Genomic DNA, 17,721 nt, shown 5'->3' on the forward strand with positions numbered 1-17,721 from the left:
ATCGAGATGAACTCACTTTGAGACTTACTCAGTCCAAGATCGACGGGAGGCGGGCGGATGGGCCCGGAGCCGAGGCGCGACGAGAGCGACTTCCTCGCGAACTACGACCCGCGCGACTACGACCCGGTCGCCGTGACGGTGGACGTGGTCGCCCTCACCATCCGCGACGGCGCCCTCCACGTCCTGCTCGTGCGGCGGGGGAACGCCCCCTACGAGGGGATGTGGGCGCTGCCCGGCGGCTTCGTCCAGGCGGGCGGCCCGCTCCAGGGAACCGACGCCGAGGACCTGCCCGACGCGGCCGTCCGGGAGCTGGCCGAGGAGACAGGGCTCAGCGCCAAGGGCGGCGCACTCGGCCGGGTCCATCTGGAGCAGCTCGGGACCTACGGCTCCCCCGGCCGCGACCCGCGGATGCGCGTCATCTCCGTCGCCTACCTGGCGTTCGCGCCCGAACTGCCGGACCCCGAGGCGGGCGGCGACGCGGCCGACGCCGCGTGGTCGCCGGTGGACGCGCTGGGCCTGGCCGACTCGGGGCGCCAGCGCCCCGGCACCACCCGCCGGCTGGCGTTCGACCACGCGCGGATCCTGTCGGACGGGCTGGAGCGGGCCCGCGGGAAGCTGGAGTACACCCCGCTCGCCACGGCGTTCTGCGACGGTGAGTTCACCATCCCCGAGCTGCGCTCGGTGTACGAGGCGGTGTGGGGCGAGGAGCTGCACGCCGGCAACTTCCACCGCAAGGTCCTGTCCGTCCCGGGGTTCGTGGAGAGCACCGGCGCCACGTCCGACCGCGGCGGCCGCCGGGGCGGCCCGCGGCCCCGCCTCTACCGCGCGGGCGACGCCCGGCTCCTGCACCCGGCCCTGCTGCGGCCCAGCAGGGAGGAGGAGATCAGATGAGCGAAGCGAACCGGGGGGCGTGGGGGGTCGCCCCCCCCCACAGGGAGCACAGATGAGCGAAGCGAACCGGGGGGCGTGGGGGGTCGCCCCCCACAAGGAGCACAGATGAGCGAGACGGAACTGGAGGACGCGCTGGCGCGGCTCGGCCGGGCCCGCGTTCCCGCCGACCTGTTCGGCGACGACCAGGCGGAGGCGGTGCGGCGGTACCGGCGGCTGGCCCGGCTCGTCCACCCGGATGCGGGCGGCGGCCGGACCGAGGAGGCGTTCGTCAGGCTGACCTCGCTCTGGCGCGCCTACAACCGCGGCGACGAGACGCTGATCACCACGCGCCGCCACGCGTACCGGCTGGAGGGCGACCCCATCGGCGGCGATCTCGCGGTGCTGTACGCGGCGCGCCCGGAGCCGGGCCGCCGGGTGCTGCTGAAGATGCCGCGCGACCCCGCCGACGGCGACCTGCTCGAACGCGAGGCCGTGGCGCTCCGGCAGCTTCCGAAGGACGGCGACGCCCGGTTCCTGCCCTACGTGCCGCGGCTCGTCGAGTCGTTCCGGCACCGGGACGCCGCCACCGGGACGCAGCGGCAGGTCAACGTGATCGCCGCGCTGGACGGCTTCCACAGCCTCGCCGAGGTCGGGCGCGCCTTCCCGGACGGCGTCGACCCGCGCGACGCCGCCTGGATGTGGCGGCGGCTGCTCGCGGGCCTCGGCTTCGCGCACCGCGCGGGCGTCCTGCACGGCGCGGTGCTCCCCGACCACGTGATGATCCACCCGGAGGAGCACGGCCTGGTCCTGGTCGACTGGTGCTACTCCGTCCCCGGCTGCCACGCGCACGCCGACCCCTCGGGCCGGGTGCCGGCGATGGTCGACCGGTACGCCGGCTGGTACCCGCCCGAGGTGCCCGGACGGCGGGCGGCGAGCCCGGCGACCGACATCTTCATGGCCGCCCGGTGCATGACCGGCCTGATGGGCGACAAGGCCCCGAAGGCGATGCGCTCGTTCGCGCGCGGCTGCACGCTGCCGGCGCAGAACCGGCGCCCCGCCGACGCCTGGCGGCTGCTGGCCGAGTTCGACGAGCTGCTGGAGCGGCTCTACGGCCCGCGCCGCTTCCGCCCCTTCCACATGCCCGCCCCCCACTGAAGGAGAGAGATCATGGGAAGCGGAAACTGGTCCACCGACGTCTACGCCGCGCGCGCGAGCTACCGCGCGTCCACCGGCGCCAGCGCGTTCGCCTACTCCGACGGCGGCGCGACCGCCGTCCACCCCGACCTGGACCCGCGCGGCGTGACCTTCCGCGAGAGCCGGGACTCCGCCGACCACCCCGAGTCGCTCGCGATCGGCGTGCTGTTCGACGTGACCGGCTCGATGGGGACCGTCCCGCGGACGCTGCAGGCCAAGCTCCCCGACCTGCTCGGGCTGCTGCTGCGCAAGGGGTACGTCGAGCACCCGCACATCCTGTTCGGCGCGGTCGGCGACGCGACCTGCGACCGGGCCCCGCTGCAGGTCGGGCAGTTCGAGGCCGACAACCGGATGGACGACGACCTCGGCAGGATCCTGCTCGAGGGCGGGGGCGGCGGCCAGATGCGCGAGTCCTACGAGCTGGCCATGTACTTCATGGCGCGGCACACCGCGATCGACTGCTTCGACAAGCGCGGCAAGCGCGGCTACCTGTTCATGATCGGTGACGAGCTGGCCTACCCGAAGGCGAAGCGGCGCGAGATCGCCGCGCTGATCGGCGGCGAGCCGGACGAGGACGTCCCGATCGCGAAGCTCGTCCGTGAGCTGCAGACGAAGTACGACGTGTACTTCATCATCCCGGAAGGCGCTTACCACGCCGGCAACCAGGACCTGAAGGACTTCTGGCAGGGGCTGCTCGGCCAGAACGTGCTCTACCTGGACGACCTGGACGCCGTCTGCGAGACGATCGCGCTGACGATCGGCCTCGCCGAGGACGCCATCGACCTGGGCGAAGGGCTGGAGCACCTCGCGGAGGCGGGCTCGGGCGCCGGCGCCTCGGTGTCGCGCGCGCTCGCCCGGCTGGACGCGGCCCGCGCGCCGGTCGCCGTCTCCTCCACGCCGCCCGGCCTGGACGCCTCCGGCCCGTCCGCGACGACCCGGCTCTGATCCATGGACCACGTGATCGTCGTCGACCTCGGCTTCGGGGACGCGGGCAAGGGCACGGTCGTCGACCACCTCTGCCGCACCGGTGCGGCAGAGGTGGTCGTGCGGTTCAACGGCGGCGCGCAGGCCGCGCACAACGTCGTCGCGCCGGACGGGCGGCACCACACGTTCGCCCAGTTCGGCTCGGGCACGTTGACGCCGGGAGTGCTGACGCACCTGTCGCGGTTCATGCTCGTCGACCCGCTGGCGCTCGCGGCCGAGGCCGACCACCTGCGCGCGCTGGGCGTCCCCGACGCGCTAGACCGGCTCACCGTCGACGGGGACGCGCTGCTCACGACGCCCTACCACCGGGCCGCCAACCGCGCGCGGGAGTCGGCGCGCGGCGCGGCCCGGCACGGGTCGTGCGGGATGGGCGTCGGCGAGACCGCGTCCTACGCCCTGGCGCACGACGACGCGCCGCGGGCGGCCGACTGCCTGTCGCCCGCCCGGCTGCGGCGCCGGCTCGCCGCCGTCCGCGACTGGTACCGGGCCGCGTTCCCCGACGGCGAGGACGTCCCCGGCGCCGACGCGTGCGCCGAGGCGTTCACCGCGTTCGCCGAGCGGGTGCGGATCGTCGGCCCCGGGCACCTGCCCGCGCTGCTCCGCGCGGGGAGCGCGGTGTTCGAAGGCGCCCAGGGCGTCCTGCTGGACGAGTGGCACGGCTTCCACCCGTACACGACGTGGTCGACGACGACGTTCGCCAACGCCGAGACCCTGCTGGCCGAGGCGGGCGCGTCCGCGGCGCGGCTGGGGGTGCTGCGCGCGTACGCGACCCGCCACGGCCCCGGACCGTTCGTCACCGAGGACCCGGCGCTGACCGCGGACCTCCCCGACCCGCACAACGGCACGGGACGCTGGCAGGGCGCGTTCCGGGTCGGCCACCTCGACGCCGTGGCGCTCCGGTACGCGCTGGAGGTGGCGGGCGGCGTTGACGGCCTGGCGGTCACGCACCTGGACGTCGCGGGGGCGCGTCCAGACCTGCGTGTCTGCCACTCCTACGAGATGGACGGCGGCCGGGTCGTGCGCCTGGAAACGGGACCGCCCGACCTGGAGCGCCAGGCCGCCCTCACCCGCCGCCTCCTGGCGGCGCGCCCGGTGTACGCCCCGCTCGGCGACCCGGTGGAGACGATCGAGGACGCGCTCGGCGCGCCCGTCGTCCTGCGCTCCCACGGCCCCACCTCGACCGACAAGCGCGCTGACCACTTCCGGACACCCATTGACCTGAGCGTGCGCTGAGACCAAGATCCCGCTAACGCCGCGGCTCTTCCGGAGGTGGACGTTGCGTCTCCCCCTGCGCACCCTGTCGGCATTCGCGGCGCTCGCCGCGTCCCTCGCGCCGCTGACCGGACCGGCCGCCGCACCGCCCGCCGCGGCGCAGGCCGCCGACGGCTGCGACCCGATCGACCCGGCCGCGTGCCTGCTCCCGTTCCCGAACGACTACTACACGGTCGCCGACGGCGGCACGCCCACCGGCCGCCGCGTCCACCTGCGCACGACGCTGAAGAACGCGCTCGGCGTGCCCGTGTCGCCGGACGACTGGAACCGCGCCGACGGCTTCTCCCCCGGCTCGATGCTGCTCAGCCGCGTCCCCGGCCTCGACCTGGCCCGCACCGGCGCCGCGCCCGTCACCGACATCGGCGCCTCGCTGCGCGACGACGCCCCGATCGTCATCGTCGACACCGCGACCGGCGAGCGCTGGCCGTACTGGGCCGAACTCGACGCGAACGCGCCCGCCGACCGCCGGGCGCTGATCGTCCGCCCGGCCCGCAACTTCCGCGAGGGCCACCGCTACGCCGTCGCGCTGCGCGACCTGCGCGACGCGTCAGGAGACCTGATCCGGCCGAACGCCGCGTTCGCCAAAATTCTCGGGCCCGACCTGCCGGCGACCGACCCGCTCGCGGCGCGGCAGCGGGAGGGCAGGCGGGTCCTCGCCGCGCTCCGGGCCCGCGGAGTGGGCCAAGACGGCCTGTACCTCGCCTGGGACTTCACCGTCGCGAGCCGGCAGAGCCTCACCGGGCCCGTGCTCCGCATGCGCGACGACGCGCTGCGCGGTCTCGGCGACCGCTCCCCCTCGTTCCTCGTCACGCAGGTGACCGACGACGTGGACGACAAGATCGCCCGGGAGGTGAAGGGGGTCGTCTGGGCGCCGAGCTACCTCGACCAGTACGGCGGGCCGCCCGGATCGGCCCTGCACCGCGGCGCGGACGGCATGCCCTCGCGGCTGCCCGGCAACTCCCAGGCCGTCCCGTTCCAGTGCGAGATCCCGCGCTCGGCGCTCGCCCGCCCCGCGCGCCCCGCCCTCTACGGGCACGGCCTGCTCGGCAGCGAGGGCGAGGTCGACGCGGGCAACGTCAAGGCGATGGCCGCCGAGCACGGCTTCGTGTTCTGCGCGACCAAGTGGATCGGCATGGCGGACGAGGACGTCCCGAACGTCGTGACCGCGCTCGCCGACCTCTCCCGCTTCCGGACGGTCGCCGACCGCCTCCAGCAGAGCCTCGTGAACTTCACCTTCCTCGGACGCGCGATGACCCGCGGGTTCGCGGGGAACAAGGCGTTCCGCGACGACGCGGGCGCGCCCCTGCTCGACACCGGCGCCGAGCTGACCTACGACGGCAACAGCCAGGGCGGCATCATGGGCGGCGCGCTCACCGCGATCTCCCCCGACGTCCGCCGCGCCGTCCTCGGCGTCCCGGCGATGAACTACAGCACGCTGCTCAACCGCAGCGCCGACTTCCCGCAGTACGCCAAGATCCTCGACCTGTTCTACCCGGACAAGCTCGACCAGCAGATCGGCCTCGCGCTCATCCAGATGCTGTGGGACCGGGGCGAGGCCAACGGCTACGCCTGGCACATGACCGACGACCCGCTGCCGAACACGCCGAAGCACCGCGTGCTGATGCACGTGGCGTTCGGCGACCACCAGGTCGCCCCGGTCGCCGCCGAGGTCGAGGCGCGCACGATCGGCGCCCGCGTCCACGCGCCGACCGTCGTCCCGGGCCGCAGCCCGGACAAGGCGCCCTACTGGGGCATCCCGACGTTCGGGGCGTCCTACGACGGCTCCGCCATGGTCGTGTGGGACAGCGGCTCCCCCGTCCCGCCGCTCACCAACACGCCCCCCACCGAGGGACGCGACCCGCACTCCGACCCCCGCGGCAACGCGGACGCGCGCCGGCAGAAGGCGGCCTTCCTCACCACGGGCGCCGTCGTGGACGTGTGCGGCGGGGGACCCTGCGTGATCACGCCCTGATCCGGACCTGAGATGATCGGGTCCATGCTGCAGGTCTGCCCCAACGGAAGCCGGACCGAGGGCGTGCCGACGTCCCCGGAGGAGATCGCCGCGGCGGTCCGCGCCGCGGCCGACGTGGGCGCCCAGGACGCCCACCTGCATCCCAAGGACGACGCGGGCGCCGACACCCTCGCCGCGCCCCGCGTCGCCGAGACCATCGCCGCCGTCCGCGCCGCGACCCCGTCGATCCCCGTCGGGGTGACCACCGGCGCCTGGGCCGCGCCCGACCCGGTCGAGCGCGCCGCGCTGGTGCGCTCCTGGACCGTCCTGCCCGACCACGCCTCGGTGAACTTCCACGAGGAGGGCGCCGAGCTCGTCGCCGAGGCGCTGTTCGAACGCGGCGTCGCGATCGAGGCGGGGATCTTCTCCGGCACCGACGCGGCGGCGCGGTTCCTCGGCTGGCCGCACGCCCACCACGTGCTGCGGATCCTCGCGGAGATCACCGACACCGACCCGGAGACCGCGACCGACACCGCCAAGGCGCTGCTGCACGACCTCGGCACGCGCCTGTCGCGCCCGATCCTGCTGCACGGCGAGGACGGCGGCGCGTGGCCGGTGCTGCGGCTCGCCGTCAGGCTGAACCTCGACGTCCGCATCGGCCTGGAGGACACCCTCGAACTCCCCGACGGCTCTCCGGCCGCCGACAACGCGGTCCTCGTCCAGACGGCCCGCGCCCTCCTCGCGCCTTAGGCGCCCGCGGACCCGGGCGTCAGGAGCGCGGGTTGTGGCCCGCGGCGTCCAGGCGCGCCCAGCCGGCCTCCCACAGCTCGTCGCGGTGCCGGTCGCAGCGGCGCCGGACGAGGGCGTAGGCGATCAGGACGGGCAGCGCGCAGCCGAGCACGGTGGCGCCGGCCGCGTACACCGCGTCGGTGACGGTGCGGCTGTGCGGGCGGGGCCGGACGGTCGGTTCGCTGTGCCGGTCCACCCAGATCGTCCGGTGCGCGCCGACCCTGGCGTCCTTCCAGGCGGGCAGGGACCCGGCGTGGGGTCTGCCGTCCGCGCCCGGCCAGCTGGCCTGGACCGTCTCGTGGATGTAGCGGTCGCCGGAGGATCCGAGGCCGCCGGTCGAGGTGACCGTGGCGACGACCTGGCGGCGGTCGGCCCGCTCCGCGTTCTCCGCGCGCGTCCCCGCGGAGTAGGACAGGGACGCGGTCCAGGCGGCGAGCGGCGGGGCGACGCCGAGCAGCAGCAGGAGGAGGCCGAGAGCGACCGTCCGCTGGACGCGGTCCACCGGACGGCGCAGTTCACTGCGCTCCAGGCCGAGGCGCCGGCGCAGCCGCGTGAGCGGCGGGCCTCCTCGGCCGATGCCGGATCTGCGCATCCGCGTTCACCTCCCCGGGGCATGCCCTCCCGGCAAGAGGCCTTTAGCCATCTTTTCCCAGGATATTCCCGCGCTCGTTGATCGGCACGTCACCGGTGGCCGAATCATCTCCCGTTTCCGGGCCGTTATGCGGGGCCGAGGACCGAATCCGGGCGGCGGCCGGGGCCTCGGAGCGCGCGTCCCGGCCCGTCCCGGCGGCCAGGGCGAGCAGCGCGCCGAGCAGGCACATCCCGGCGGTGATCCAGAAGATCTCCCGGTATTCGGTCCGCAGCGCGTCCTGGAGGGCCGCCTCGTAGACCTTCATCTGCTTCGCGAACTCGCCCTTGGACATCAGGAACGGCAGCGGCGGCTTCAGGTCGGCCGTGAGGGCGTGGAACCGGTGGAAGCCCCACGCGGTCAGCGCGGAGATCCCGAGCAGCATCCCCATCATCCGCGCGACGACCACGGCCGCGGACGCGACGCCGTGCCGCGCGGCCGGGACGAACGCCAGCACCGCCGACGACACCGGCGCGATCACCAGGCCGAGGCCGAGCCCCGTCACGACGAGGTCGACGTCCATCCTCGGCAGCGGGCCGTACGACGCCCCCGCCAGATCGGCCGGCCAGCCGGCGATCAGCAGGTAGCCGCCGGCGGAGACCGCCATCCCCACGACCATCGGCCACCGCTCCCCCACCCGCCGGGCGACCAGACCCCCGGCCACCGCCGCGACGGGCAGCGCCACGAGGAACCGCGTGAGCAGCAGCGCGCCGTCCGTCGCGTCCTTGTGCAGGACGGTCTGCGCGACCAGCACGACGTCCACGAGCGTCACCATCAGCGCCGCGCCCGACAGCAGGCTCACGCCGAGCGTCGCCAGCAGCGGCCCCCGCCGCACGCCCGACAGGTCGAGCAGCCGCGTCCGGGACCTGATCTCCCACAGCACGAACACCGCCAGCACGGCGGCGCCCGCGCCCAGCGCCGGCAGGCCCCACGGAGGCAGGGCCGCCTCCTGCGGTTCGGGGTTGTAGACGGCGGCGACCAGCAGCCCGAGCCCGAGGGCCAGCAGCAGGCCCCCCACGACGTCCACGCCCGGCCGCGCTTCCCGCGGGGGGACGACCCCCCGCACCCCCCGGTTCGCTTCGCTCATCCGAGCACTCTGTGGGGGGACGACCCCCCACACCCCCCGGTTCGCTTCGCTCATTTCTGGGCCGGACCCGCGCCCGCCCGGCACCGCGACCTGCACGGCCGCCATGGCGACCGCGACCAGCGGCAGGTTGATCCAGAAGATCGCCCGCCAGTCGAGCGCCGCCGCGATCCCCGCCCCGTACAGGGGGCCCAGCACGCTTCCCAGCTCCTGCGCCGCCCCCACCGCGCCGAGCACGACCGGCCGCTGCCGCTCCTCCCAGAGGTCGCCGGCCAGCGCCATCGTCACCGGCAGCAGCGCGCCGCCCGCGACGCCCTGCACGACCCGTCCCGCCGTCAGCACCGGGACGCCGTGCGCCAGCGCCGTCACCACGGACCCGGCCGCGAAGAACACCAGGCACGCCTGCAGCACCGGCCGCCGCCCGAACCGGTCCGACAACTGCCCGAGCAGCGGCATCGCCGCCACGTACCCCAGCAGGAACCCGGTCAGGACCGGCGTCACCCGCTCCAGCCGGTTCACGGGGATCCCGAGGTCCTTGACCACCGGCACCAGGATCGTCGTGACGACGTAGGCGTCCAGCGCGGCGAGCAGCACCACCGCGCCGCCGGCGCCGATCGCGACCCGGCGACGCCCGCTCACCGCGGCGCGCTGATCTTGTACGGGGCGTCGAACTCGGTGAACCTGATCGTCACCGACCCCTTGTCCTTCGGGAACGTCCCCCGCACCTTCAGCAGCCGGTGGTCGGCCTTGCTCACCCACACCTGGCCGTCCATGTCCTCCCCGATGCCGGGGATCAGGCCGGCGACCTGGTCCTTGGGCAGCTTCGCGGCCACCCGGTAGGCGTCCTTGCCGTCCACCTTCTCCACCGCCTCGGGCGACGGCCCCTGCGCCGACGTCAGCAGCTTCGCGATCCCCCGCTGCGGGTCGAGCACCGCCGACGGGTCGTACACGCTCGCCGCGAGGCCCTTGGGCAGCTTGCGCCAGCCGCCGGTCCCGGCGTCGAGGTAGATGCTGTCGCCCACCGCGACGACCTTCATCTCGACCTTCTGCCCCTGCTGCTCCACCGCCAGCGTTCCCTCGGCGTCGCCGCTGCGGAGCAGCTTCATGTCGCCGCCCTTCACCATGACCGGCGTCGTGCCCTCCGACTCCAGGGTGAACGCGACGCTCTTGAGGCCCCCCATGGCCTGCGCGGCCTGCCGGAGCGTCTGCGCGGCGTCGAAGTCGGCCTTCTTCGCGGGCCCGCCGGACCCGCCGTCGCAGGCGCCGGTGAACACCAGCGCGAGCAGGACGGGCACGAGAGCGAGGATGCGTCTGGACATACGCGGGACCCTACCGACGGGTACCACCACCCGTCACTCGGTACCAGGTATGACATCCCACCCCCTCAGGTAGGACGTCGTGGGCGGTGCGGGTGTGGGACATCGGGGTTCGCGGTGGCCCCGGTGAAACGGCCGCCGCTAGGATTGCACCCGGCGACGCCCCGGCCGGTCCGGGGATGCGCCTGGGGCGGTAGCTCAGCTGGTCAGAGCAGGAGACTCATAATCTCCCGGTCGCGGGTTCGAGTCCCGCCCGCCCTACCCATGGCGGCACACCGTTCCCGGAGCGGAGCGCGCCCTCTTCCGGGGCCCTACGCGGGCCACTCCGGGCGGCGCTTCTCCAGGAACGCCGCCATCCCCTCCTGCGCCTCCGGAGTCTGGCTGGACGCGGCCATCACCTCGATCGCGTAGGCGTAGGCGTCCTGTTCGGGGCGGTCGAACTGGGCGTACATCGCCTGCTTGCCGAGGGCCTTGCTGCGCGGGCTGCCCTGGGTGGCGCGCCGCAGGAGGTCGTCGACGGCCTTGTCTAGCTCGTCGTCGGGGACCGCGTAGTTGATCAGCCCCCACTCGGCGGCCGTGGCCGCGTCGACGACCTCGCCGGTGAGGGCCATCTCGGCGGCGCGCTTGCGGCCGACGTTGCGGGAGATCGCCACCAGGGGCGTGTGGCAGAACCAGCCGCCCTTGCCGCCGGGCGCGGCGAAGCCCGCGCTCTCCGCGGCGACGGCGAGGTCGCAGCTCGCCACGAGCTGGCAGCCGGCGGCGGTCGCGAGGCCGTGCACGCGGGCCACCACCACCTGCGGGACGGACTGGATCGTCCGCATCAGGTCCGTGCAGACCCGCAGCAGGTCGCGGGCGTCGGCGTGGGACGCGCCGGCCATGTCGGCGAAGTCGTGCCCGGCGGAGAAGACCGGACCGTTGGCGGCGAGGACCACGCCGAGGGCGTCGGTGTCCCCCACCTCCCGGAACGCCTCGGTGAGGCGGAGGAGGAAGGCGCGGGAGAGCGCGTTGCGGCGGCGGGGCCGGTTCATCGTGATCGTGGTGAAGGGACCGTCGCGGTGCAGCAGGACGTCGTCGTCTTCGCTCATGTTCCCGACGTTACGTCAGACCCTCGTCGTACGGTGGTCCGGCGTCCACGAGCCGAGGGGGGCATGGCCTTGAAACTTCTCACCGCCACCAACTCCAGCCAGGGATTCCGCGGCAACGACTTCGACTGGTGCGTCGAAGGCGAGCTGGTCCACATCGGGACGGTGTGCGCCCGCGACCGCGACGACCCCGACGGCGGCTGCGGATGCGGCCGCTCCTTCGCCGGGCTCAACTCCCATCGCGCCACCACGACCGCGATGGTCCGCGAGATCCCGGGCTTCACCGACGCCGACTACGTCCTGGCCATCCGCTCCAGCCTCGAACAGCAGGGCTGCGACCCCTCCTTCGCCGAGCACGAGGCGGCCCTGCTGCGCTGCCTCGTGCGCGACTGGCCGGTGGGGGTGGTCGTCGAGCGCCGGCTGGATGAGATCGTGGTACGGCAGGTCGTCCAACCCTAGTCATGGAGGTGCGCGATGCTCGTCGCGTTCTCGGTCACCCCGCTCGGCGCGGGCGAGGAGGTCGGCGAGCTCGTCGCCGAGGCGGTCCGGGTGGTGCGGGCGAGCGGCCTGCCCAACCGGACCGACGCCATGTTCACCACGATCGAGGGCGAGTGGGACGAGGTGATGGCCGTGGTGAAGGCCGCCACCGACGCGGTCGCGGCGCGGGCGCCGCGGGTGAGCCTGGTCGTCAAGGCCGACATCCGCCCCGGCGTGACCGGCGCCCTCGACGCCAAGGTCGAGTCGGTGGAGCGCCGCCTCAGGTGAAGCAGGCCCGCACGCCGTTCTCGCCGCCGCGCGAGAAGGCGCGCAGCCGCTGGACGGCCGAGCCGTGGTCGCCGGGTCTGGTCCAGGGCGTCCGGTCGCCGATGACCGCGAAGGCGTCCACCAGCTCCTGCTCGTCGCCGTCCTCCAACCGCAGCGTGCCGTCGTCGGACGAGCCGTAGAGGGCGGCGCCCGCGAGGCAGTCGGCCTGCAGCTCCGCGGCGGGCGACACCAGGCCTCGCCGGAGCCGGTTCTGGACGGCGTGGCCCCACTCGTGCGAGATCACGAGGTAGACCCACGCGTCGCCGCGCGCGTACCCCGACCGCATCAGGTGGGCGTCCCAGGCGACGAAGTCCCCGGAGGGGCAGTAGGCCGCGTTGTCGGGTTCGAAGCGCTCGCGGCCGCAGACCGGCGCTGAGGCCGGATCGCGTCCGTCGTAGAGGCCGACGACGCGCGGTGAGCTGTACTCCCCCGTGAACAGGCGGTTCCAGTGCCGCCGCCAGAAGTCGTCGGTGAGCGTTTCGGCGGTGCGGACGTCCTCCCGGAACCCGCGCTCGTCGAACATGGCCGGGGCGGGCGCGCGGGACGCGACCCGGGTGCTCTGCGCCGCGGGGCGGGCGCCGGGTCCCGCGGCCGCCGGTTGGAACTCGCAGGCGCCCGTCAGCGCGGCCAGCGCGAGCGCTCCGGCGAGGGCGGCGCGCCGCCGCGAACGGTTCCCTGCCGTCTGCCTCATGACGGGTCATACGCGCGCGGCCCCCCAGAAGGTCGAACACTCACCCGAATCGGCCCGCACTGTGCTCCCCGCACAACCCGAACGACGTTCGATTGGACCCTCGCCCCGTCTTGCCCGCGGCCCGTGGACGCAGGTCGGGGCCCCGTGCTGGGGTGCCGGTCACACGAACTTCTGGAGGGGCGCATGGCGAACGGGACCCTCGCGGTCCGCGGGCTGTCGGTGACCTACGGGCGGGCGGTGCGGGCCCTGCGCGAGGTCTCGCTGGACGTCCCGGCGGGATCGGTCACGGCCGTCCTCGGCGCGAACGGGGCCGGCAAGACGACCCTGCTCCGCGCGATCTCGGGCACGCTGCCGTTCCACCGCGGCGCGGTGGACGCGGGCACGGTCCGGCTCGGCGAGCGGTCCCTGGTCGGCCTGCACCCCGCCACCGTCGTGGCGGCCGGGGTCGTGCAGGTCCCGGAGGGCCGCCGGGTGTTCGGCCGGCTCAGCGTCGAGGAGAACCTGCGGGCGGGCGCGCTCGGCGCGCCGAGCAGGTCCGACGCCGCGAAGGCCCGCGCGCGGGTGCTCGCGCTGTTCCCGCTGCTGGCGGAGCGGGCGCGCCAGCGGGCGGGGCTCCTGTCGGGCGGTGAGCAGCAGATGCTCGCGATCGGGCGGGCGCTGATGGCGTGCCCGGCCGTGCTGCTGCTGGACGAGCCGACGCTCGGGCTCGCCCCGATGATGGCCGAGCGCATCGCCGAGACCGTCCGGGAGATCAACCTGCAGGGCACGGCGATCCTGCTGATCGAGCAGAACGCGGCGCTGGCGCTGGAGCTGTCGTCGTCCGCGCACGTGCTGGAGGTCGGCGCGGTGACGCTGCGCGGGCCGTCGGCGGAGCTGGCGGCGAGCGACGAGGTCAGGCGCCGCTACCTCGGCGTCGGCGGCGCGGACGCCGCGGCCCCCGAGGCCGGGGACGGGCCCTCGCTGGAGCGGTGGTCCGCCAGATGAGCGGCGCGGAGGCGGGCGAGCTGCGCGTCAGCGGGCTCACGGTGCGGTTCGCGGGGCTGACCGCGCTGGACGGCGTGGGCTTCTCCGTCGAGCCCGGCAGCGTCCACGCGCTCATCGGCCCGAACGGCGCGGGCAAGTCGACGTGCTTCAACGTCCTGTCCGGCGTCTACCGGGCGAGCGAGGGCAGCGTGCGGTTCGGCGGGGCGGAGCTGACCGCGCTGCCGCCGCACCGGATCGCGGGCCTCGGCGTCGCCCGGACGTTCCAGAACATCGCGCTGTCGCGGCACCTGTCCGTCGAGGACAACCTCATGCTCGGGCGGCACCGCCTCACCCGGGCCGGGTTCGTGTCGGCGGGCCTGCGGCTGCCGCGGGCGCGCCGCGAGGACGCGCGGCACCGGGACCGGGTCCGCGACATCGCCGCGTTCGTCGGCGTCGCCGAGCACCTCGACGCGCCCGTCGGGCTGCTGTCCTACGGCGTGCGCAAGCGGGTCGAGCTGGCCCGCGCGCTCGCGATGGAGCCCCGGCTGCTGCTCCTGGACGAGCCGGTGGCCGGGATGAACGGCGCGGAGCGGCGGCGGATGGCCGAGGTCATCTTCCGCGCCCGCGCCGACCTCGGCCTCTCGGTCCTGCTGGTCGAGCACGACATGGGGATGGTCATGCGGCTGGCCGACGAGGTCACCGTCCTGGACTTCGGCAGGCGCATCGCGGGCGGCGCGCCCGCGGCGGTGCAGCGCGACCCGGCCGTGATCCGCGCCTACCTCGGCGCCGCGCACGCGCCCGCGGGCGCCCCCGAATCGGAGGGAAATCCTTGAGCACGTTCATCGAGCTGGTGGTCAACGGGGTCTCGGCGGGGTCGGTGTACGCGCTGATCGCCCTCGGCTTCGTGATCATCTTCAGGGCCACCGAGGTGGTCAACTTCGCGCACGCCTCGCTGCTGCTGGCGGGCGGCTACGTGACCGCGGTGCTGCACGACGACATCGGGTTCCTGCCGGCGCTCGGCGCGGGCGTCGCGGCGGCGGCCGCCGCGGGCGCCCTGGTGGAGCTGCTGGTGCTCCGGCGCGCCCGGGTGGAGGACCGGTCCGTGCTGGCGATCGTCACGATCGGCGTCGACATCGTGCTGACCACCGCGCTGACGCGGGAGATCGGCACCCGGGTCCTGTCGCTCGGTGACCCGTGGGGCGACGGGATCGTCGAGGTCGCGGGCGTCGGCATCGCGCAGACGCGGATCGCCGCGTTCGCGACCGCGGCCGTCCTGATCGCCGCGTTCCTGCTGGCGTTCCGCCTCACGCCCTGGGGGGTGGCGATGCGGGCGGCGGCCGAGGACGGCGAGACGGCCGCGCTCATGGGCGTCCGGCTGGGCCGCGTGTCGTTCGCCGCGTGGGCGATCGCGGGGGCGCTCGCGGCGGTGGCGGCGCTGTTCCTGACCGTGTTCCCCACCCCCGGCCTCGACCGCGCCACCTCGTTCGCCGCGATGAAGGCCTTCCCGGCCGCGATCCTCGGCGGCCTCGACTCCACGACGGGCGCGCTCGTCGGCGGCCTCGCCGTCGGGCTCACCGAGTCGCTCGTGACGGGCTACCAGGGCGAGCTGGCGTTCCTCGGGCGCGGCATCGGCGACGTGGCGCCGTTCCTGGTGATGCTCGCGGTGCTGCTCGTGCGTCCCGCCGGGCTGTTCGGGACGAGGGAGCTGTCGCGTGTCTGACGCCCGGATCCGGTACGCGGCCGCCGCCGCGTCCACCCTCGTCCTGCTGGCCCTGCCGTTCTACCTCGACGCGTTCTGGCTCCAGACGGGCCTGTTCGCGATGTCGGCGGCGGTCGGCGCGATCGGCCTGAACCTGCTGACCGGCGCCACCGGGCAGCTGTCGATGGGGCACGCCTTCTTCCTCGCGGTCGGCGCGTACGGGTACGTCTACCTGGCGTCCGGCTCGGGGCCGAAGCTCGCGGGCCTCGGGCTGCCGACCCCGCTGGCGTTCCTCGGCGCGATCCTGCTCGCGGGCGTCGCGGGCGGGCTGTTCAGCCCCATCGCCGGACGGCTGCGCGGCACCTACCTCGGCATCGCCTCCCTCGCGCTGATCTTCATCGGGCAGCACCTGCTGTTCAACGCCGAGAGCGTCACCGGCGGGTTCAACGGCCGGGACGTCCCGCCGCTGGAGATCGCCGGGTTCCGCTTCGACGACGCCCCGGAGCTGGTGGTGTTCGCCGTCCCGCTCGGCGCGCTGGAGCGGCTGTGGTTCCTCGCCGTCGCGCTGCTGGTCCCGGCCGTGTGGATCGCGCGCGGCATCCTGCGCGGACGGCCGGGGCGGGCCCTCAACACCGTCCGCGACCACGAGGTCGCGGCGGCGGTCATGGGCGTCCCGGTGGCCCGCTACCGGGCCGGCGTGTTCGTGCTGTCGTCGATGTACGCGGGCGCGGCCGGGGCGCTGCTCGCGCTGGCGTTCCGGCGGACCGTCCCCGACTACTTCGGCATGTTCCTGTCCTTGGACTACCTCGCCATGATCGTCATCGGCGGGCTCGGCACCGCGGCCGGGGCCGTCGCGGGCGCGGTGTTCGTCTCCGTCCTGCCCCAGCTCCTCACCCGTTTCGGCGACGACCTGCCCCTCGTCGCCGCCCCGGGCTCGGGCGGCGTCTCCCCCGCCGAGGCCGCCCGGATCCTGTACGGCGCCGCCGTCGTCGCCGTCGTGCTCTTCCTCCCCGGCGGCCTGACCGGGGCGTGGACGCGGCTGCGCACCGCCGCGTCCCGGCGCCGGGCCTCCCGTCCCCTCACCCGATTCGAGCAAGAGGAGCAAGCGATATGAAGCGCATCCCCAGGTTCGGCCCGGCGCGTCTTGCCGTGGTCGCGCTTGCCGTGGCGCTGCCGCTGGGCATGGCGTCGGGCTGCAGCGGCAAGGCGTCCGGCGGGTCCGGCGGCACCGGTTCGGACGGTGTGAAGACCGGGCCCGGCGTCACCGACGGCACGATCCGCGTCGGCGTCGAGACCGACCTGACCGGCGTGTACGCGCCGCTCGGCAAGAGCCTCACCCAGGCGCAGCGGATGTACTTCGAGCAGCTGAACGCCCAGGGCGGCGTCTGCGGGCGCAAGGTCGAGCTGGTCGTCCGCGACCACGGCTACGACGTGCAGAAGGCCGTCGCCGGGTACAGCGAGATGCAGTCGAGCGTCATCGGCATCGCCCAGTTCGTCGGCTCGCCGATGGTGACGGCGCTCAAGGGCCGCATCGAGGCCGACAAGATGTTCGTCATCCCGAACGCCTGGTCGACGACGCTGCTCGGCAGCAGGTACATCCAGGTCACCGGCACCACCTACGACGTCGACATGATCAACGCCCTGGACTTCCTCACCCGGGAGAAGGGCATCGCCAAGGGCGACAAGGTCGGGCACGTGTACTTCGAGGGCGACTACGGCGAGAGCGCGCTCGCCGGGGCGAAGTACGCGGCGGGCGAGCTCGGCCTGACGCTCGTCGAACAGAAGATCAAGGCGACCGACAACGACATGTCCGCCCAGGTCGCGGCGCTGAAGAGCGCGGGCGTCAAGGCGATCCTGATGAGCGCCGGGCCCCGGCAGTCGGCGTCGCTTGCGGGCCTCGCCCGGGCCAAGGGCATGGCGGTGCCGATCGTGGCGAGCAACTCCGGGTTCTCCCCGCAGCTCCTGCAGACCGCGGCCGCGCCCGCGCTGCTGAAGGACTTCTACCTCGCCAGCGCGGGCGCGCCCATCTCGTCCGGCCTGGCGCCGATCAAGAAGCTGGCGGACGACTACGGGAAGAAGTACCCGGGGCAGCCGCGCGACAGCGCCGTCGTCAACGGGTACACGGGCGCGGTCATCTTCGCGGACGCGCTGAAGAAGGCGTGCGCGGCCAAGGACCTCACCCGCGAGGGACTGATCACCGCGCACCGGTCCACCACCGCCCACGACGGCGGCTACGGCACGCCGATGGACTTCTCCAAGGTGGACGAGCCCGGGACCCGCAAGACCTACATCCTGCGGACGGACGCCAAGGCGCTCGGCGGGCTGGTCGTCGAGCGGCAGCCCACGGAGTCGGAGGCGGCCGGGAAGTACAAGGTCCCGGCGGGGGCCTGAGGA

18 protein-coding genes and 1 tRNA gene are annotated in these 17,721 nt (G+C 74.4%); 14 read left to right on the forward strand and 5 right to left on the reverse strand.

The features are described 5' to 3' along the window. The first annotated feature begins 57 nt into the window (after positions 1-57). The 6 genes from AB0C87_RS22565 to AB0C87_RS22590 all read left to right on the forward strand — a co-directional run bounded on the left by AB0C87_RS22565 (position 58) and on the right by AB0C87_RS22590 (position 7,021). Complete coding sequence (locus AB0C87_RS22565) at positions 58-891, forward strand: NUDIX hydrolase (RefSeq protein ID WP_345174594.1); 834 nt, start codon at positions 58-60, stop codon at positions 889-891. Positions 892-996: 105 nt separating this feature from the next. Beyond that, positions 997-2,025: a molecular chaperone DnaJ gene (locus AB0C87_RS22570; protein ID WP_360359087.1), complete on the forward strand. Its 1,029-nt coding sequence runs from the start codon at positions 997-999 to the stop codon at positions 2,023-2,025. A 12-nt stretch (positions 2,026-2,037) separates the two neighbouring features. Beyond that, positions 2,038-3,009 (forward strand): hypothetical protein, encoded by a 972-nt coding sequence (locus tag AB0C87_RS22575; protein WP_345174590.1) that lies wholly within the window; start codon positions 2,038-2,040, stop codon positions 3,007-3,009. Positions 3,010-3,012: 3 nt separating this feature from the next. After that, positions 3,013-4,281, forward strand: coding sequence for an adenylosuccinate synthetase (locus AB0C87_RS22580; protein WP_360579318.1), 1,269 nt, complete (start codon positions 3,013-3,015; stop codon positions 4,279-4,281). A 43-nt stretch (positions 4,282-4,324) separates the two neighbouring features. Beyond that, complete coding sequence (locus AB0C87_RS22585; RefSeq protein WP_360579319.1) at positions 4,325-6,292, forward strand: hypothetical protein; 1,968 nt, start codon at positions 4,325-4,327, stop codon at positions 6,290-6,292. 24 nt (positions 6,293-6,316) lie between these two features. Further along, entirely contained in the window at positions 6,317-7,021 is a 705-nt protein-coding gene (locus tag AB0C87_RS22590) for a 3-keto-5-aminohexanoate cleavage protein (protein WP_345174583.1), read from the forward strand. Between the two features lie 19 nt (positions 7,022-7,040). On the opposite strand, the gene AB0C87_RS22595 is transcribed toward AB0C87_RS22590, so the two are convergent. The 3 genes from AB0C87_RS22595 to AB0C87_RS22605 are packed head-to-tail and all read right to left on the reverse strand — an operon-like array spanning position 7,041 to position 10,091. Further along, positions 7,041-7,652: a hypothetical protein gene (locus AB0C87_RS22595; protein ID WP_360579321.1), complete on the reverse strand. Its 612-nt coding sequence runs from the start codon at positions 7,650-7,652 to the stop codon at positions 7,041-7,043. Between the two features lie 43 nt (positions 7,653-7,695). Then, on the reverse strand, positions 7,696-9,411 hold the full coding sequence (locus tag AB0C87_RS22600) for an MFS transporter (protein WP_360579323.1): 1,716 nt from the start codon (positions 9,409-9,411) through the stop codon (positions 7,696-7,698). Continuing rightward, positions 9,408-10,091 (reverse strand): LppX_LprAFG lipoprotein, encoded by a 684-nt coding sequence (locus AB0C87_RS22605; protein WP_345174579.1) that lies wholly within the window; start codon positions 10,089-10,091, stop codon positions 9,408-9,410. Before AB0C87_RS22605 ends, AB0C87_RS22600 begins: the two co-directional genes overlap by 4 nt. A gap of 184 nt (positions 10,092-10,275) precedes the next feature. Here AB0C87_RS22605 and AB0C87_RS22610 point away from each other — a divergent pair. Next, positions 10,276-10,349: transfer RNA gene (locus AB0C87_RS22610), tRNA-Ile, on the forward strand. Positions 10,350-10,399: 50 nt separating this feature from the next. Here AB0C87_RS22610 and AB0C87_RS22615 read toward each other — a convergent pair. Beyond that, entirely contained in the window at positions 10,400-11,173 is a 774-nt protein-coding gene (locus tag AB0C87_RS22615; RefSeq protein WP_345174577.1) for an enoyl-CoA hydratase-related protein, read from the reverse strand. A 63-nt stretch (positions 11,174-11,236) separates the two neighbouring features. Between AB0C87_RS22615 and AB0C87_RS22620 the strand changes: the two genes are divergently transcribed. Then, a complete protein-coding gene (locus AB0C87_RS22620) occupies positions 11,237-11,629 on the forward strand; it encodes a hypothetical protein (protein ID WP_185023356.1) in 393 nt (130 codons plus the stop codon). Between the two features lie 15 nt (positions 11,630-11,644). Continuing rightward, positions 11,645-11,935 (forward strand): MTH1187 family thiamine-binding protein, encoded by a 291-nt coding sequence (locus tag AB0C87_RS22625; RefSeq protein WP_141577257.1) that lies wholly within the window; start codon positions 11,645-11,647, stop codon positions 11,933-11,935. Here the strand turns inward: AB0C87_RS22625 and AB0C87_RS22630 are convergent. After that, a complete protein-coding gene (locus AB0C87_RS22630) occupies positions 11,928-12,665 on the reverse strand; it encodes a hypothetical protein (RefSeq protein ID WP_345174571.1) in 738 nt (245 codons plus the stop codon). The genes AB0C87_RS22625 and AB0C87_RS22630 overlap by 8 nt on opposite strands. Positions 12,666-12,848: 183 nt before the next feature. Here AB0C87_RS22630 and AB0C87_RS22635 point away from each other — a divergent pair, with 183 nt between their 5' ends. From AB0C87_RS22635 to AB0C87_RS22655, 5 genes are read left to right on the forward strand one after another with little or no spacing between them, the layout of a single operon-like run. Beyond that, entirely contained in the window at positions 12,849-13,649 is an 801-nt protein-coding gene (locus tag AB0C87_RS22635) for an ABC transporter ATP-binding protein (protein WP_345174569.1), read from the forward strand. After that, positions 13,646-14,461 (forward strand): ABC transporter ATP-binding protein, encoded by an 816-nt coding sequence (locus AB0C87_RS22640; RefSeq protein WP_345174567.1) that lies wholly within the window; start codon positions 13,646-13,648, stop codon positions 14,459-14,461. Before AB0C87_RS22635 ends, AB0C87_RS22640 begins: the two co-directional genes overlap by 4 nt. Next, positions 14,458-15,348, forward strand: coding sequence for a branched-chain amino acid ABC transporter permease (locus tag AB0C87_RS22645; protein ID WP_360579326.1), 891 nt, complete (start codon positions 14,458-14,460; stop codon positions 15,346-15,348). Before AB0C87_RS22640 ends, AB0C87_RS22645 begins: the two co-directional genes overlap by 4 nt. Continuing rightward, a complete protein-coding gene (locus tag AB0C87_RS22650) occupies positions 15,341-16,441 on the forward strand; it encodes a branched-chain amino acid ABC transporter permease (RefSeq protein WP_345174562.1) in 1,101 nt (366 codons plus the stop codon). Before AB0C87_RS22645 ends, AB0C87_RS22650 begins: the two co-directional genes overlap by 8 nt. Then, a complete protein-coding gene (locus AB0C87_RS22655) occupies positions 16,438-17,718 on the forward strand; it encodes an ABC transporter substrate-binding protein (RefSeq protein ID WP_360579328.1) in 1,281 nt (426 codons plus the stop codon). The genes AB0C87_RS22650 and AB0C87_RS22655 overlap by 4 nt, the downstream gene beginning before the upstream one ends. The last annotated feature ends 3 nt before the right edge of the window (positions 17,719-17,721 follow it).

The organism is Actinomadura sp. NPDC048021 (assembly GCF_040653135.1).
In the GTDB taxonomy this organism is placed as follows: Bacteria; Actinomycetota; Actinomycetes; order Streptosporangiales; family Streptosporangiaceae; genus Spirillospora; species Spirillospora verrucosospora.